Raw genomic sequence first — 16,477 nt, forward strand, 5'->3', positions numbered from 1 at the left:
TGGTATTTGAAGTGGGATTCCACGCTTGCGTAACCGTTTCCTGTATTGCTTTTCGTAAAGCGGATCACAAATCGGCGCGCCAAATAACCCGCTGCACAATTCTGTATTGAATATCAATTTTCCAGGTGCCAGAATAAAACGGCATCACGCTTGTTACCGATTATCGGGCAAAACCTGAGTGCAGGCTGGGGGAATTTCCCTTCAACGCTGTATTTATGTTTTGCCCGATGTTGTTTCAGGAGTGAGCGATGCTGGTCAGACAAATACTGAATAATAATGTGGTCAGTGCCGTTGATGACAACGGCCTTGAAGTTATTTTAACCGGTCGCGGCCTGGGATTTAATACACACCACGGCGCCCGCATTCATCCCTGCGAAGCAGAAAAGATATTTCGTCTGGAAGATTCGTTGATCTCTGCGCGCTTTAAAGATCTGATCAGTGAAGTTCCCATCGATATTCTTCAGCTTACCGCCGATATTGTCAGCCTGGCGCGCGAAACGCTGAACCATAAATTAAGCGAAGGGTTGTATGTGACGCTGGCCGACCATCTTCACTTCGCGCTGCAACGCCATAAAAATAACGCGCCGTTCACTAATCCGCTTGAGTGGGAAGTGCGCCACTTTTATACCGACGAGTACGCGATTGGCCATGAGGCGCTGGGCATGGTGGTGGCCCGAACTGGTATGCTGTTACCGGACAGCGAAGCCTGTAGCATTGCGCTGCATATCGTCAACGCCGGGCTTCACGATACGTTGGGAAATACCGCGAAAATTACCCAACTCCTGTATCAGCTACAGCAAATCGTAAAATACTTTTTTACCCTGTCAATGGATGAGCACAGCCTGAATTATCAGCGCTTCATAACGCACCTGAAATTTTTTGCTCAGCGGGTGATCGATGGCGAGGTGTTAAATAATAACGATGAGGAATTTTTTGCGCTGGCGCAGCAGCGTTATGCCCGCACGCTAAAATGCGTTGAGGCCATTAATGAATTTGTTAAAAAGCATTATCACCACAGCATGAGTCATTCTGAAAAACTCTATCTGACAGTACACATCGAGAATATTGTGCAGCGCAGCACGCCCAGCGTTTTACCCCCGTAAAGGATATTAAAAACAGGTTTCGGCTTGTCACTGTTCAATCAGGCAAACCCCAGAAAACGACCCAGCCGGTTAACGCCGGTCATTGTGGATGACGTCATATTGACTTCAGTCTGGAGGAATTTATGAATTATCACAAAACCGCTCAACACATTATTACCCTGATTGGCGGAAAAGATAACGTCCTGTCTTTATTTCATTGCATTACCCGCCTGCGTTTTTTACTTAAAGATAACAGCCTGGCTGATCGTAATGCGCTGGACGCGCTGGAGGGCGTGATTGGCGTCAACCTCTCTGGCGATCAGTTTCAGTTGATCATCGGCAATGAGGTCGCCCCCTTGTACAAGGCGCTAATGAGCCAGCTGTCGCTTAAGGAAAGTCCGCCGCGCCCGACCTCGCGCCGCAATCCGGTATCGGCAGTGCTGGAAGGGTTATCCAGCATCTTCTCGCCCATTATTCCCGCCATTGCAGGCGCAGGGATTCTCAAGGGGATCCTGGCGCTGCTGGTGGCTTTTCAGTGGCTCGAACCGCACAATCAGAGCTATCAGATCCTGCTGGCGATTAGCGATGGCGTATTTTACTTCCTGCCGCTGGCGCTGGCGTTCAGTGCGGCAACGCGGTTTGGTGCCAACCCTTACGTTGCCGTTGCGCTGGCGGCCTCGCTGTTTCACCCTACCCTGCAAACCCTGTTCAACGCCAGTGAGCCGATCCACTTCCTGAGAATACCCGTGCCAGCGGTGAACTATGCTTCAACGGTAATTCCGGTGCTGCTGTCGATATGGCTACTGAGTTACGTGGAACGCCTGATCGATAGCATGATGCCCGCCTCGCTGAAAACCATGTTTGTTCCTCTTCTGAGCCTGCTGATCGTCACGCCTGTCACGCTTATCGCCATCGGTCCGCTGGGGATCTTTGCCGGTAACGCGCTGACTGACGGCATTATCTGGCTGGTTGAAAACATGGGGATGGTTGCGGGCATCGTGGTGGGCGGGACCCTGTCACTGATTATTATTACCGGCATGCACTATGTGCTGGTGCCTGTGATGATCCACAACATCAGCCAGTTGGGTTTCGATCCGTTTAAAATCCTTTTCTATGTTGCGAATCTCGGCCAGGCCGGTGCGGCTTTCGGCGTGTTTCTGCGGGCCAGAGAGAAAAAGCTTAAGTCACTGGCGCTCAGCACCAGCTTCAGTGCCGCGATGGGCATTACCGAACCCGCGATGTACGGCATCAACATCCGTTATAAACGCCCGTTTGCCGCCGCTCTGCTCGGCGGGGCCTGCGGCGGCGCATTCGCGATGGCGATGGGGGTAAAAACCTATGCGTTTGCGCTCAGCGGGCTGCCCGGCATCCCCGCGCTGGTCGGCCCGACCTTTATCTATGCCCTGCTCAGTCTGGCAATCGCCTTCGGCAGCGCTGCCCTGCTCACCGTGATGCTGGGCTTCGATGAATCTGCCCACTCGCCCGCCGCCGATGGGACGTCCGCATCCGGCGCCTGGCACCACGAACCCGAGACGCTTTTTGCGCCTGTCAGCGGTGAGATCACACCGCTGAATGCGCTGGCGGACCCGGTATTTGCCGATGAGATATTTGGCAAAGGGCTGGCTATTTATCCCTCTGGTGGCGAGCTACGTTCTCCCGTGAACGGCCACGTCGAGTCGCTGTTTGAAACTCACCATGCGCTGGGACTCAGAAGCGATACCGGTGTGGAAATCCTTATCCACATTGGTATCGACAGCGTCAAACTCGGGGGCCGCCACTTCACCAGCCATATTCAGCCCGGGCAGCGGATCAGCACGGGCGATCTGTTAGTCACCTTCGATCGGGCCGCGCTTCAGGCGGAGAACATTGATCCGAGCGTGATCGTCATTGTGACCAACAGCGAGCGCTATGACGAGATTCGTCCGGTAAAAGCTACCGGGCACATCGCCAGTCGCGAGGCCTTTCTTACACTCACCGCCGCGGCGGTTTAAGGAGCAAAGCATGACGAGTTCAACGACCTTTCCAGCGGGATTTTTGTGGGGCGGTGCGACCGCCGCGAATCAGCTTGAAGGCGCATGGGATGTCGGTGGCAAAGGGTTATCGGTGTCCGATGTTTATACCTTTGACGCGGCCACACCGCCCTCGCAGTGGCTGGATCAGTGGCTTAGCATGACGCATGCGCAGGTCGAGGAGGCGCAAAACCCGGACAGTAAAAATTATTATCCTAAGCGCAAAGGCAACGGTTTCTATGCCCGCTTCAGGGAGGATATCGCGCTGTTCGCCGGTATGGGATTTAAATGCTTCCGGATGTCGATAGCCTGGACGCGTATCTTTCCGCGCGGCGATGAGGTCGAACCTAACGAGGCAGGCCTGCAGTTTTATGATGAGGTGCTGGATGCACTGCTGGCACACGGGATCGAACCCATTGTCTCGCTCTCGCATTATGAGATGCCGCTGGCGTTGGTGACAGATTACGGCGGTTGGCCGAATCGCGAGCTGGTGGATTTCTACGTGCAATTCGCCACCACGGTGTTTACCCGCTATCGCAACAAGGTGAAGTACTGGATGACCTTTAACGAGATTAACTGCGTGAAGCACCATCCTTACGTCAGCGTCGGCGTGATCGAGGAAGGTCATCCTCATCTGGAGCAGGACAAATATCAGGGCGCGCACCATCAGTTTGTCGCCAGTGCGCTGGCCACTAAGGCCTGCCACGCGATCATTCCCGGCTCCCAGGTGGGCTGTATGATTAGCTATCAGATCCTCTATCCGCATACCTGTCATCCCGATGACGTACAGGCATGTGAAGAGATGCAGCGCGTTTCGCTGTTTTTTAGCGATGTGCAGGCGCGCGGCTACTATCCGGCTTATGCCCGCAGAATGCTGGCGGAGAAAGGCGTTCAGCTGACCAAAGCCGTGGGTGACGATGAGATCCTGCGGCAACATCCGGTAGACTTCGTTTCCTTCAGCTATTACATGTCCAGCACCGTCAGCGCCCATCCCGAAAAGCTGACCGGCGCGCAGGGCAACCTGATTACCGGCGGAATACGTAACCCGCACCTGGCAACCAGTGAATGGGGCTGGCAAATCGATCCCAAAGGGCTGCGTCTGGCCCTGAACCAGCTTTATGACCGTTATCAGAAGCCACTGTTTATTGCCGAAAACGGTCTGGGCGCGGTGGATACCGTTAAGGCCGACGGCAGCATCGATGATGATTATCGCATTGACTACCTGCGCCAGCATGTCGAACAGATGAAAGAAGCCATTGCCGACGGCGTCGCGCTCTTTGGCTATACCTGGTGGGGGCCGATCGACGTGGTGAGTGCCGGTACCGGTCAAATGTCTAAACGTTACGGTTTTATTTACGTGGATCAGGATGATATGGGCAACGGCACCCAAAAGCGTTCATTGAAAAAGAGCTATCACTGGTATAAAAAGTTGATTGCCTCTAACGGTGAAGACACCGGCTGCTGATCCGGTTTATCGCCATCATCATGACCTGCAGGCAGGCGCTGTCGGCAGGTCATGTTATTTCAGCCGCTGTCATGCTGATACGGCAGACAGACTCGCTGCCATCTGAACCCAAGGAGAAGGTTGATTTGAACACCCTGCATCTGGTCGATCCCGAACTGCTGCCCGCCCTGGCAAACAGTGCGCCGCTTGAGCTTACCCCGGAAAGCATTGTGGCGCTGCGTCGCGAACGCCAGGACGCGGCGGTAAAACAGGTTCAGAGCTACCGTGACGGCGGACTGCATATTGAAGAACGCAGCATCGATTCCCCCGACCATCCGCCTGTCAGAGTCTGCGTGATAACGCCCATAACCGCCGCCGAAAAACGCATGGGCATTTTGCATATTCATGGCGGCGGTCATCTGTTTGGCAGCCCGGAGCAATCCCTTTCACTGACCAGCGTAACGGCGCTGCGCCACAACTGCGTGGTGGTCTCTGTAGACTATCGCCTGTCACCGGAAACGGTGTTTCCCGGTTCGCTGGAGGATTGCTATGGGGTGCTGAACTGGATGGTGCGTCAGGCCGACGGGCTGGGCATCGATCCGGCCCATATTGGTTTGATGGGCGACAGCGCCGGTGCCGGGCTGGCCGCCTCGCTGGCGCTGCTGGCAAGGGATCGTAATGGCCCCAAACTGGCCTTCCAGAATCTGATGTTCCCGATGCTGGATGACCGCACGGTGACGGAAACACATCCCAATCCCGTGACTGGCGAGTTTGTCTGGACACGCGAATATAATCGTATTGGCTGGACCGCCCTGCTGGGCGAGGAACCCGGTAGCGAAACGATCTCGCCTTATGCCGCGCCGGCACGCGCCAGCAACCTTGCCGGGCTTCCTCCTGCCTGGATCGGCGTCGGCACGCTGGACCTGTTTCTGGATGAGAACCTCGATTATGCGCAACGGCTGATCCGTGCCGGCGTTGCCGTCGAGCTGCACGTCTGGCCTGGTGCCTTTCATGGCTTCCATGCCAGCGACACGGCGGCCGTTTCCCTGCAGGCCAGGGAACTGCGTCAGCGCTGGCTGTCGCGCTTTAATCCCTGCGCATGACGCCAGGATCAGCCCGGTCGGGCGATTGGCCTGCCAGGATTTACGACAAACGTTAACTCACCCCGGAGTCATCAATGCAAACGCTGCACATCGTTCCCCGCCTGATGAAAGCGCTGCGAGCGGGGGAAAAACGCCATACGATACGCTGGCAGGAAGCCAAAATTACCCCAGGACCGCTGCGCTACATCAGCAGCGAAGATCCTGAATCCGTCGTCATCGTCAACGTTGAACGCGTGATCACTCTGCCGCTGTCATCCGTGGCGCAGTATCTGGGTAAAAGCGATGAGTGGCCCGATGCGGTGCTGCTAGCAGGAATGCAGGCGCATTATCCTGCGATTCAGCTCGATTCACAGGTTGAGGTGATTCATCACTCCGCGCCGCTTGAGAATGAGACCTGACGACGCTGTTTTCACCGGAGAATGTCATGTTAGATGTGCTTAAACAGCTGGAATGCAGCCTGCATCATGAAAAGCGCCACGATTTAGCGTGGCTTGAACAAAGACTGCATCCCGAATTTAAAGAGATCACCCTTTCAGGCACGCTGCTGAACCGTAAGCAAATCATCGTGGCGCTGATGAACGAAGAGAACGCGCAGGCCATTATCAGCAGCGACTTTCAACTGATGGAGGTCGGAACTCAGCATGCCATTTTGCTTTACCGCACCGCGCAGCCAGACGGCAGCCGTGCCGCATTACGTTCGTCCCACTGGGTTTTATCCGCAGCGCATGGCTGGCAGATGATTTTTCATCAGGGCAGCACGGCAGCCGCCTGATCAGAGTTTGGGTGTGGGGAAAACGCGTGGGCTGCCCACGCAGTAGCAAAACAGACCCACAACCTGTGACAATCATGGCCGACATGCGGCCATGAGCGTTATTTCACCACAGGGTTTTTCTGCAGGGATAGCGCATCCATAAAGGCATCATCAAGCTGCAGATGTTCTTTCACCAAATCGCGTGGCGTACCGGCCAGCCACTGATTCAGGGAAATATCAGCGTAATAATCACTTTTGAATAACTCCAGGAAACGCAGCGGCCCCTTGCCGGTGTTTTCAACATAGTGGCCCATCGCGAACGGCACATAGCCGACGTCCCCTGCCCGATAGTCGAAGGTTCTGGCCTGCCCAGACGACGCAAACACGCCCATGCGCCCTTCACCTTCCAGGTAGTATTGCCACTCGTCGTTGTTCGGATGCCAGTGCAGCTCGCGCAATCCACCGGGTTCGATCTCCACCAGCGCAGCCGCGATGGTCTTTGAAACCTTAAAGGTCGAAGAGTCAGTGATTCTGACCGTGCCGCCCGGCGCCTTGATCGGTTCCTGCGCCAGCATGTGGTGCGTAAAGGTGCGTTTGGCTTGGGTGGCCCCTTTCACCTGCACGGATGACAGGCTGCCGGGCACCGGTGCGGCAAAGATATATTCATCTTCGGGCGACGGCAGTTTGGCAAAGGTTGAGACCGGCACCTTGAAGTTTTTAGCCAGTATCTCGGGCGGGATATGTTTAAACCAGTCGGACAGCAGGAAGGTACTGTCTTCATCGAAGCCGCCGTCATCAAAGGCCAGCAGGAACTCACAGCCGTCCGGCCCCAGCCCCTGAATTGAATGCGGAATGCCCGGCGGAAAATACCAGAGATCCCCCGCGCCAATATCATCCACGAACCAGGTGCCATCGGTATCAAATGCCGTGACGCGGGCATTGCCGTAGGTCATATAGGCCCATTCGCCCTCTTTATGCCAGTGCAGCTCGCGAATGCCACCGGCGTTCAGGCGCATATCCACGCCCGCAATGGTGGTGGAGACGCCGAGCTCACGTTTGGTGACCTGACGCGTCCATCCGCCGCTGCTCTTACGCACGTGCGCGTCGCTGAAGGAGAAGCGCAGATTGGGTAAGGTGCCGCTGTCCGTCGCCGGGGGATTCACGATGTCCGGGTTTTCCGCTTCGCGGATGGGATCGTGCGGGCCGGGATCCCGGCCACCGCCGGAAAAGGACTGAATGCTGTCATGGGCGTGAACCTGTCCGGCCGCCAGCGCGACCGTTCCGCCTGCCGCAAAGGCCATAAAGCTTCTTCGGGTTAATTTACTCATAAATAAAAGACCTCGTTCCTTGCTGATAAAGTCGCTGACGTGCACTGTCATAAGAAATTTATAGCGGGCTAACTTAAATTTTATTTATGGGATATGTAAATTTTGATGACATATGTCCGGCTGTCCTGGCGCAAAAATTAACAACCCGTGCGAACTCTTTGCAGATGGTTTAGGAATGGTTAATGTTACTTATTGTTATTGACGTTTAAGCGGCACGAAAAGGTAACTTTCCCGCAGAACAGCAATCCTCAGGCTGATCATACTTCGTTACATGCGCGGGCCAGTAGAAGCAAGCTCTCAGGCTGGCGCATTGCCTTATAGTCACCAGAAGGAACGCAATGGGTGGGGATGTAAACGTTAATGGCCCGCGCGATGTTACTGAAATCAGGCGTTGATGACGCCTGTGACGCGTGCAAAAGGTGAACGTCTGGCCGGGGGGAGGTGAATGCCAGACGTGGATATCAGGGCGTCAGAGCACGATTTCCCGGCGCGGTTGAGCAGCAGGTTGTGAGGCGCGCGCTGAAACACGCTGCTGCGGGCAAGACGAGTAAGCGCTGTGCCGTTCAGGCAAATTAACAATGATGATGCTTTCTTCAGGTCCATCAAGCACATCATCCAACAGGTTCAGATAGTCATCGGCTTTTTGCATAAATCGTCTCTGTTCAGTTATCCATTGTGGAGCAGGAAATCCAGTCAACACAGGCAAGAAATGATCACTGCGAAGGATCGATAATAGCCGCTAATTACCCTGTCACAAGCAGATTACGCTTATATGACAATGATTATGCGAAAACGCGGCGTGCACGAAGCACGCCGCCGGGGCTCAGAAGAAACCCAGTGGCTGGATGCTGTAGCTCACTAACAGGTTTTTGGTCTGCTGATAGTGATCGAGCATCATTTTGTGGGTTTCACGTCCAATGCCCGATTTTTTGTATCCGCCAAAGGCGGCATGGGCGGGATAAAGATGGTAGCAGTTGGTCCATACGCGTCCGGCTTTGATTGCGCGGCCTACCCGATACGCGCGGTTAATATCCCGGGTCCAGACGCCCGCGCCCAGGCCGTAGATGGAGTCGTTGGCAATAGCGATGGCCTCTGCCTCATCCTTGAAGGTGGTGATGCCCACCACCGGGCCAAAGATCTCCTCCTGGAAAACGCGCATACTGTTGTTGCCTTTCAGCAGCGTCGGCTGAATGTAGTAGCCGCTGGCCAGCGTGTCATCGAGCGTCTCAACACCGCCGCCGGTTAGAATCTCGGCTCCTTCCTGACGGGCGATCTCCAGATAGGAAAGAATTTTATCGAACTGCTGCTGAGAAGCCTGCGCGCCCACCATCGTTTCCGTATCCATGGGATCGCCGCGCTTGATGGTTTTAATGCGTTTAAGCACTGCCGCCATAAAGGGCTCGTAAATGGACTCCTGTACCAGCGCCCGCGACGGACAGGTGCAGACTTCCCCCTGATTCAGGAAGCCAAGCACAACCCCTTCCGCCGCTTTTTCAATAAAGCTTTCTTCAGCCTGCATGATATCTTCAAAGAAGATGTTAGGGGATTTGCCGCCTAATTCCACGGTGGACGGAATCAGGCTTTTGGCGGCCAGTTCCAGGATATGGCCGCCCGTCGCCGTCGATCCCGTAAACGCCACTTTGGCGATGCCAGGATGTGATGCCAGCGCCTCACCTGCTTCTTTACCGTAGCCGTGCACCACGTTCACCACGCCGGGCGGCAGCAGATCTTTAATCAGGTCAACAAACAGGGTAATCGACAGTGGCGTTTGCTCTGCGGGCTTGAGCACCACGCAGTTCCCTGCCCCCAGGGCCGGCGCCAGCTTCCAGGCCGCCATTAGCAGCGGAAAGTTCCACGGGATAATTTGTGCCACTACGCCCAGCGGCTCGTGAAAGTGATAAGCCGCAGTGAACTCGTCGATTTCGGCCGCACTGCCCTCCTGTGCCCTGACGCATCCGGCAAAATAGCGGAAATGGTCCACGGCCAGCGGCATGTCAGCGGCCAGCGTTTCCCGCACTGGCTTGCCGTTATCCCAGGTTTCATTGACCGCCATATACTCAAGGTTTTCTTCCAGGCGATCGGCAATTTTTAGCAGCACCAGCGCGCGCTGCTGAGGCGAGGTTTTACCCCATGCATCCGCCGCCGCGGCAGCAGCAGCCACTGCCTTATCGACATCGGCCTTATCGGAGCGGGGAAACTCGCCTGCGGCGGAGCCATTTACAGGAGACGTGTTGGTGAAGTAGTTACCGTTGACCGGGGCGACGAATTCGCCGTTGATGAAGTTACCGTAGTGCTTTTGCAAAGTGATGAGAGAACCCTGTTCTCCTGGAGCGGCATAACGCATGCTGAATCTCCTTACGCTGTATGATGTGAAACAACTATGAAACTTATTGTTAACATATTCGATCAGCGCCAGCCTGACAGGTTTATTGTCGTTAAACTGTGACCGCGACGAAGGAAATTTCCGTTATGGCCACTACAGATAATTCCGACTTTTTGCCGCTTCGCCTGTTAACTGGAAACTTTTGGTGCGAATGGGGTCAATATGGGGATAGGTTCACTCTGGAGGTAAGTCAGCATGTTGGCTTCGGCTTTCACGTTAATGCGCGCAAAGGCAGATTTTGTCCACCAGTTCATCCGTAATCCGCGCAAGATGGGCAGCATTACGCCTTCATCGGAGGCGCTGTGTCGCACGATGGTTGACTCGGTGGTGTGGAGCGATCAGTTGCGGGTTGCCGAACTGGGCGCGGGCGATGGTGTTCTGACGCGTCGTCTGCTGGCGCAGATGGCACCGGACGCGACGCTGGACGTATTTGAAATCAGCAGCGCGCTGGCGCAAAAACTTACTGCGCTGGAGGATGAACGCATGACCGTTCGTACCTGTTCGGCGGAGTATCTCAACGGCAGCTATGACGCTATTTTTTCTGGTCTGCCGCTCTTGTCATTATCACCGGAACTGCGGGATGCCATCCTGCAGGCGGTTTATCACGCGCTGGGCCCAAACGGTGTTTTTGTGCAGTTCCAGTACACCTCTCTGACCCAGCCCGATCTGTCCCGCTACTTTACCTGGGAACGTCAGCGGGTATTAAAAAATGTGCCACCCGCCTGGGTTTATCGTTGTACCCGCCACTATGCGCCCTGAGCACTGTTAACCGCCGGGCGCGTTTGCAGCCAGAAATGGGTTAAAATGCTGCGCGCCCAGTCCGCACCCTGCAGTTCCGCACCGTCGCCTTCCACATCGTCTGATAAACAGGCATCCATAATGTGGCGCGTAAACTCCGGATGGAACTGGACAGACAGCGCATGCGGAGAATAACGCAGCACCTGGCAGTGATCCTTTTCCGACTGTGCCAGAATCTTCGCCTGCGGCGGCGGCACCACCACCGACTGACGATGTGAAAGCCAGGCCTCGTAATGCGTGGGTAAGGTTGCCAGCAGCGGATCGTGCTTTGCGGCGTCCGTTGCTGTCAGTGTCAGTAATCCGCGCTCCCAGCCATGGGGATTGTCCGCCACTTTGCCACCCAGCGCATACGCCATAAGCTGATGCCCATAGCACACGCCAAGGAGCGGTAACTGCGCGTCAGCGGCCGCACGAATCCAGGCGGCAGTGCGCTCGCTCCAGTCAGCATGGTCGGTCACCATTGCCCACGAACCGCTTAATATCGCCCCTGAGATTTCAGTAAACTGCGGCAACGCTTCGCCCAGATGGGGACGGACGATAAGGTATTCGTCAGGCTGTAAATTCAGGGCATCAATAAACCAGACCGGCTGTTCACCGATTTTCTCAACCACACTGACAGGAGGAACATCTAACTGGATTAGGGCAAGAGGTAAGGCAGGTGCATAAGTCATACCGAATCGAATCCTCACAGGCGTATACGTTTCGGATAATCAGTCTGACAGTAACTGTTGTAAAAGTCTTATGAATTTTTAGAGTTAACTAAATAAAAAAAACGTTAATCATTGTCTTAAGCGCACGGGTTTCGTGCCATGATTATCGGGTAACGGGTATTTTTTCAAAGGATAACATTGTGGCAGTGCGGCATTTCTTTATGGTTCTGATGGTGGTGTCCATCTGGGCCTTTAATAACGTGGCGGTGAAATGGGGCTTAGTGGATTTACCGCCTTTGTTCCTGACATGGATGCGTTTTTTCGTGGTGGCGATTGTGCTGGTGCCGTTTTGCCGCATCAACCGTCAACAGTTTCCCTGGCTGTTGCTGCTGGCCTTTACGTTTGGCTTCATGCACTTCTCACTGCTGTTTCTTGGTATGCGCTATACCGATGCCGGTACAGGCGCGATCGTGGTGCAGTTAGGCACGCCAATCGCGATGCTGCTGGCGATGGTCTTTTTGAAAGAAAAACTGCGCCTGGTTCAGTTAATCGGCATTATGATTTCCCTGAGCGGCGTGGTGGTGCTGTCCGGCAGCCCCACCATTCCTGCCTGGTGGGTCCTGTGTATTTTGCTGTGCAGTGCAACGGGTTGGGCCGTGAGCAACCTGATAGTCAAAAAATCACCGCCGATCAAGCCGCTGACGCTAACGGGCTGGATTGCGTTTCTGGCGCTGCCGATTGTCGGCGCAGCCAGCTTTATGTTTGAATCACATCAGCTTTATGCCCTGCAACATGCAGGCTGGCGCGGCTGGTTTGCCATTCTCTACAGCGCTATCGCCTCCTCGGTTGTCGCCTATACCTTATGGTATGCCCTGCTGAAGAAATACAACGTCAACCTGATCATGCCCTACTCGCTGCTGACGCCGGTACTGGCGGTCTTAATGGGCATCGTGGTGCTGGGCGACAGCCTGAACAGCTTCAAAATTATTGGCGCCTCGCTGGTCATTCTGGGCACGACCATTGCGGTAATTAACCTGCGTAATCTTCGCATGCACGCGCGGTTTCCACGCTTACGTCGTCGTTAAAGTCAGATGCTATGCTTCAGGCATTGTCCTCATCAGGAGCCTGTTGCATGAATCATCTGGCTAACGCACTCTGGCAGCAGATGTGGCAGGGATTGCACGGCAATCATGCGCCACGCAGGCTGCCCGTTTTCACCGACCACGCAGCCTTTTCCTCCGCCTATGCCGTCAGTGAACTGGCGGCCACCAGCCTGGGTCTGGCGATGCAGGGCGTGGCCGACCTGCTTAATCGCCCTGCCCGTCCGCAGGTTAACGTCCGACTGGCCTCACGCTGGTTTCAACACAGTTTTATGCCGCTTAATCGCGCTGCGCCCGCGCTGTGGGATCCCTTTGCCGGCGATTATGCCTGCCGCAACGGCTGGATCCGCCTGCACACCAATGCTCCGCACCATCGGCTGGCAATGGAACGCGTGCTTGGCCGTCACCCAGACCGCGCGGCACTGGCACGGGAAGTAGCGCAATGGCAAGCCACGGAGCTGGAACAGGCGGTGATTGAGGCAGGCGGCTGCGCGGCAGAGATGCGCAGTGCCGAGGCATGGCAGCAGCATCCACAGGGGATGGCCGTCATACATGAACCGCTCTTCGCGCGACAAACCCTGACCGACGGCCCGGCGGTCACGTGGGCGTTGCCCGCGGCGCGTCCGTTACTTGGCATCAAGGTTTTGGATCTGACCCGTATCATTGCAGGCCCGGTGGCGACGCGCTTTCTGGCCAGCCTGGGGGCAAACGTTTTACGGATCGATCCGCCCGGCTGGCAGGAACCCGGTGTGGACGAAGAACTTGCCTGCGGCAAACGTCGTGCCGTGCTGGATTTAACACAGCCAGCCGACCGCGCCCAGTTTATCTGGTTACTGAAACAGGCCGATGTGATGGTGCACGGCTACCGCGCCGACGCACTGGAAAAGCTGGGATTTGATGCGGCATCGCTGCAGGCCCTGAGCCCCGGTCTGGTCGACGTCAGTTTAAATGCCTGGGGCTGGCAGGGACCGTGGCGCAACCGGCGCGGTTTCGACAGTCTGGTGCAGATGAGTTGCGGGATTGCCGAACAGGGAATGCGATGGAAGCAGCATGATGCGCCGGTACCGCTTCCGGTACAGGCGCTGGATCATGCCACTGGCTACCTGATGGCCGCAGCGGTTCTGGCAGGATTGCGTCAGCGCCTGCAGCACGGCTGCGGCAATCAGACGCGGCTGTCGCTGGCGCGTACCGCCTGGCTGCTTGAGCAACACCGTTATGGGTTGAACGAACAGCAGACTGGCATTACGCCACGGCTCTGCGACAACCAGCCCTGCACTGAGCTTACGCCGTGGGGGATTGGCGTCCGGTTACGATCCGCCGCCTGGTTGCCTGGCACTGCGCTGCAGTGCGCTACGCCCGGCAACCCGCCCGGCAGCCATCCGGCGCACTGGTGATTCAGGCGTCGTCGCCCTGCTCGCTGGCGCTTTCCACCAGCTCATCATACATGGCCTGAATCGCCTCACGGCTCAGGATTGCCAGCGTTCGATAAAACGCCGTGTTGGCATGGGCTTCAACTTTGCCGAGAAACGTGCCGCACCACGGCATCAGGTACAGGTCAAACAGCGCCAGCTGCGCGGCGCTTTCATCCGCCGCAGACTGATCTTCCAGCCAGGATGCCGCCAGCAGCAGCCCACCGAAATGGTCGGCAGGCGCCTCGCCCAGCGGCATACCGCGCGCGGTCAGGAAGGCACGAATATCAGCTTCCGGCTTTCCTTCCGGCCAGCGTGACGCAAACGGCGATACCTTGCAGTCACTGCCGACAAACAGCGCATCATAGTCTGCCGCCAGCGCCTGCGGATCGCTGTTTTGCTGCAGGCGGGTTAACAGCTCATCCTGCTCCAGCGGCCACTGGGCCGCCAGTTTACCTTCACGAATCAGCGTAAACAGCGGGGCCAGCAGCGCATCCTGCGGATGGCGGTTAAACAGCGAGCCAATAATACGGCACAGAATGGAAAACTCATTCATGCGTCAACATTCCTTACGGGAGGTAAATTAAAAGACCGCCAGCTCGGCGATGGGTTTGCCCGTGCGCAGTTCCAGAAAATCGAGCAGGCGGCGCGGCGTGACATTTAACACGCGATCCTCGGGAAAATCCACTTCTCTGGCGATGCGCAGGCAGTGCTCAAAGTTACCAAGAGTGAAAGCGGTGTGGGAATCGGAGCCGAAGGCCAGCCGCCCGCCCGCGTTGCCGACCGCTTCCGCGATCGCCCGACAGTTAGGCTCACTGCCCGGACGGGAATGGGTAAAGGAGGAGTTATTCAGCTCCAGCGCCACATCGTAGTGCGCGGCGGCTTCGGTAATCGCCGGAATATCCACGGGATACTTCGGGTTGCCGGGATGGCTGATGATGTGAACCAGCCCGCCCGCCATGGCGGCAATCATCGCCTCGGTATTCTGTGTCAGATCGCGCGGCGCATAAACCGCTTCGTGAAAGCCCGCCACAATGAGATCCAGCGACTCCAGCATGGGCCCTGAGCAGTCAATCTCGCCCTGCTGGTTTTTAATATTGGCCTCGATACCGCGCAGAATCGCCACGCCATCAATGATCCGTGGCCAGATGCGCATATTAACGAAGTGCCAGTAATGCGGTGCATCGGCCATGTCCGGACCGTGGTCGGTGATAGCAAACAGCTTGAGGCCGTTCAGTTTTGCCTGCGCCACATAATCGTGCAGCGTGCTGTAAGCGTGGGTACTGGCAACCGTGTGCATGTGAAGATCTACCGGATACATTGTCTGCTCCTGCAAAGGCCGGTTAAGGCATCAGTGATTAATAGCCGCGCTGACGATCGACGAGGCCCTGAGGATGTTCACCCCTTTCGAGCTGCCCGATAGCGTGGGCAATAAAGTCCATCGCCTCTTCTTTCAGGGTAACCGCCGCATTGTGAGGGGTAATTGTTACGCGCGGATGGAACCATAAGGGATGATCGGCAGGCAGCGGTTCAGTCTGAAACACATCCAGCGCGGCCCCCTTTAACTGTCCGCGATCAAGGGCAGCGAGTAAATCAGCTTCCACGACCTGATCGCCACGGGCGAGGTTAAGGAAAAAAGCCTCCTGCGGCAACTGCTGCAACAGTTTATGATCAATCAGATTGCGCGTTTCGGGCGTGCTGGGCAGCAGGTTAATCAGCACCCGGGTTTCGCGCAGGAAGTCATTCAGCGCCGCCGCGCCAGCGAAGCTGGTTATGCCGGGGATCTGCTTCGGAGAACGGCTCCAGACGCGCACCGGAAATCCCCGCGCCCTGAGCGTTTCGGCAACCTGCTGCCCGAGTACGCCTGCACCTAAAATGCCGATGTGAAAGGTTTCGCGCGGGTAAGAAGGCAGCGGCTGCCACTGGGCCGACTGCTGCTGCTGAAGATAGTCATCGAAGCGTCGGAACCAGCCCAGGACGCGGCACAGCGCATATTCCTGCATCTGCTGTGCCATGCCGGTGTCTTTCAGACGATAGAGCGGAACGTTGTCCGTGAGCATATCCGGGTGCTGCGCCAGCTGCCGCAGGATTTCATCCACGCCTGCGCCCAGTGCAAATACGCCTTTTAACGCGTGGCGGCCACGAAGCATGTCAGGCGGTGGCGAACGCACCAGCGCATAGTCTGCGGGCGCGTTGTCGCCCGGTGCCCACGCGCGCACGCGGGCCTGGGGCAAACGCTGCTGCAGGCCATGTATCCAGTCCGTGGCGCTCTGCGACGGATGAAACCATACAATCTCCATACTGCTCTCCTTTTATTCCCGCCTCGGGTAAACGTGCACAAGGGCAAGCGAAGCCCTGAAAAATGCCTTTTTTCTAACATACCGCAAATAAATAATTCATGCCGCTTCACATTTCCGCCG

16 protein-coding genes are annotated in these 16,477 nt (G+C 56.3%); 9 read left to right on the plus strand and 7 right to left on the minus strand.

Going from position 1 to position 16,477, the window contains the following annotated elements; translation table 11 throughout:
- Positions 1 to 248: 248 nt before the first annotated feature.
- The 6 genes from GKC68_RS13845 (at position 249) to GKC68_RS13870 (ending at position 6,410) form a co-directional block, all read left to right on the plus strand.
- Positions 249 to 1,103 carry a PRD domain-containing protein gene (locus GKC68_RS13845; protein ID WP_342656266.1) on the plus strand — a complete coding sequence of 285 codons (855 nt, stop codon included), beginning with the start codon at positions 249 to 251 and terminating at the stop codon, positions 1,101 to 1,103.
- Between the two features lie 122 nt (positions 1,104 to 1,225).
- On the plus strand, positions 1,226 to 3,073 hold the full coding sequence (locus GKC68_RS13850; RefSeq protein WP_263794231.1) for a beta-glucoside-specific PTS transporter subunit IIABC: 1,848 nt from the start codon (positions 1,226 to 1,228) through the stop codon (positions 3,071 to 3,073).
- Between the two features lie 10 nt (positions 3,074 to 3,083).
- Positions 3,084 to 4,556, plus strand: a complete 1,473-nt coding sequence (locus GKC68_RS13855) for a glycoside hydrolase family 1 protein (protein WP_264252759.1) — start codon at positions 3,084 to 3,086, stop codon at positions 4,554 to 4,556.
- A 125-nt stretch (positions 4,557 to 4,681) separates the two neighbouring features.
- Complete coding sequence (locus GKC68_RS13860) at positions 4,682 to 5,638, plus strand: alpha/beta hydrolase (protein ID WP_058706693.1); 957 nt, start codon at positions 4,682 to 4,684, stop codon at positions 5,636 to 5,638.
- 74 nt (positions 5,639 to 5,712) lie between these two features.
- Complete coding sequence (locus tag GKC68_RS13865) at positions 5,713 to 6,036, plus strand: ASCH domain-containing protein (protein WP_342656267.1); 324 nt, start codon at positions 5,713 to 5,715, stop codon at positions 6,034 to 6,036.
- A 26-nt stretch (positions 6,037 to 6,062) separates the two neighbouring features.
- Entirely contained in the window at positions 6,063 to 6,410 is a 348-nt protein-coding gene (locus tag GKC68_RS13870) for a DUF4440 domain-containing protein (RefSeq protein WP_033777985.1), read from the plus strand.
- 98 nt (positions 6,411 to 6,508) lie between these two features.
- Here GKC68_RS13870 and GKC68_RS13875 read toward each other — a convergent pair whose 3' ends face one another.
- The 3 genes from GKC68_RS13875 to GKC68_RS13885 form a co-directional block, all read right to left on the minus strand.
- Positions 6,509 to 7,717: a cupin domain-containing protein gene (locus tag GKC68_RS13875; protein ID WP_028722869.1), complete on the minus strand. Its 1,209-nt coding sequence runs from the start codon at positions 7,715 to 7,717 to the stop codon at positions 6,509 to 6,511.
- A 469-nt stretch (positions 7,718 to 8,186) separates the two neighbouring features.
- Positions 8,187 to 8,366 carry a hypothetical protein gene (locus GKC68_RS13880; protein ID WP_342656268.1) on the minus strand — a complete coding sequence of 60 codons (180 nt, stop codon included), beginning with the start codon at positions 8,364 to 8,366 and terminating at the stop codon, positions 8,187 to 8,189.
- 174 nt (positions 8,367 to 8,540) lie between these two features.
- Positions 8,541 to 10,061: an aldehyde dehydrogenase family protein gene (locus GKC68_RS13885; RefSeq protein WP_028722871.1), complete on the minus strand. Its 1,521-nt coding sequence runs from the start codon at positions 10,059 to 10,061 to the stop codon at positions 8,541 to 8,543.
- A 234-nt stretch (positions 10,062 to 10,295) separates the two neighbouring features.
- Here GKC68_RS13885 and GKC68_RS13890 point away from each other — a divergent pair, with 234 nt between their 5' ends.
- Positions 10,296 to 10,859, plus strand: coding sequence for a methyltransferase (locus GKC68_RS13890; protein WP_028722872.1), 564 nt, complete (start codon positions 10,296 to 10,298; stop codon positions 10,857 to 10,859).
- Here the strand turns inward: GKC68_RS13890 and GKC68_RS13895 are convergent.
- On the minus strand, positions 10,847 to 11,569 hold the full coding sequence (locus GKC68_RS13895) for a glutamine amidotransferase (protein ID WP_028722873.1): 723 nt from the start codon (positions 11,567 to 11,569) through the stop codon (positions 10,847 to 10,849). The two genes, GKC68_RS13890 and GKC68_RS13895, sit on opposite strands and share 13 nt — an antisense overlap.
- A gap of 179 nt (positions 11,570 to 11,748) precedes the next feature.
- Between GKC68_RS13895 and GKC68_RS13900 the strand changes: the two genes are divergently transcribed.
- Both GKC68_RS13900 and GKC68_RS13905 read left to right on the plus strand, forming a co-directional pair.
- Positions 11,749 to 12,633, plus strand: coding sequence for an EamA family transporter (locus tag GKC68_RS13900; protein WP_028722874.1), 885 nt, complete (start codon positions 11,749 to 11,751; stop codon positions 12,631 to 12,633).
- A gap of 47 nt (positions 12,634 to 12,680) precedes the next feature.
- Complete coding sequence (locus GKC68_RS13905) at positions 12,681 to 14,042, plus strand: CoA transferase (RefSeq protein ID WP_342656269.1); 1,362 nt, start codon at positions 12,681 to 12,683, stop codon at positions 14,040 to 14,042.
- Between the two features lies 1 nt (position 14,043).
- Here GKC68_RS13905 and GKC68_RS13910 read toward each other — a convergent pair whose 3' ends face one another.
- The 3 genes from GKC68_RS13910 to ghrA are packed head-to-tail and all read right to left on the minus strand — an operon-like array spanning position 14,044 to position 16,357.
- The gene (locus GKC68_RS13910; protein ID WP_047714399.1) at positions 14,044 to 14,613 is read right to left on the minus strand and encodes a molecular chaperone; all 570 of its coding nucleotides are present in this window, start codon (positions 14,611 to 14,613) and stop codon (positions 14,044 to 14,046) included.
- A 27-nt stretch (positions 14,614 to 14,640) separates the two neighbouring features.
- Positions 14,641 to 15,378, minus strand: a complete 738-nt coding sequence (locus GKC68_RS13915) for a phosphatase (RefSeq protein WP_047714398.1) — start codon at positions 15,376 to 15,378, stop codon at positions 14,641 to 14,643.
- A 37-nt stretch (positions 15,379 to 15,415) separates the two neighbouring features.
- Positions 15,416 to 16,357, minus strand: coding sequence for a glyoxylate/hydroxypyruvate reductase GhrA (gene ghrA, locus GKC68_RS13920; protein ID WP_342656270.1), 942 nt, complete (start codon positions 16,355 to 16,357; stop codon positions 15,416 to 15,418).
- Positions 16,358 to 16,477 lie beyond the last annotated feature (120 nt).

This window comes from Pantoea sp. RSPAM1 (genome assembly GCF_038816185.1).
In the GTDB taxonomy this organism is placed as follows: Bacteria; Pseudomonadota; Gammaproteobacteria; order Enterobacterales; family Enterobacteriaceae; genus Pantoea; species Pantoea ananatis.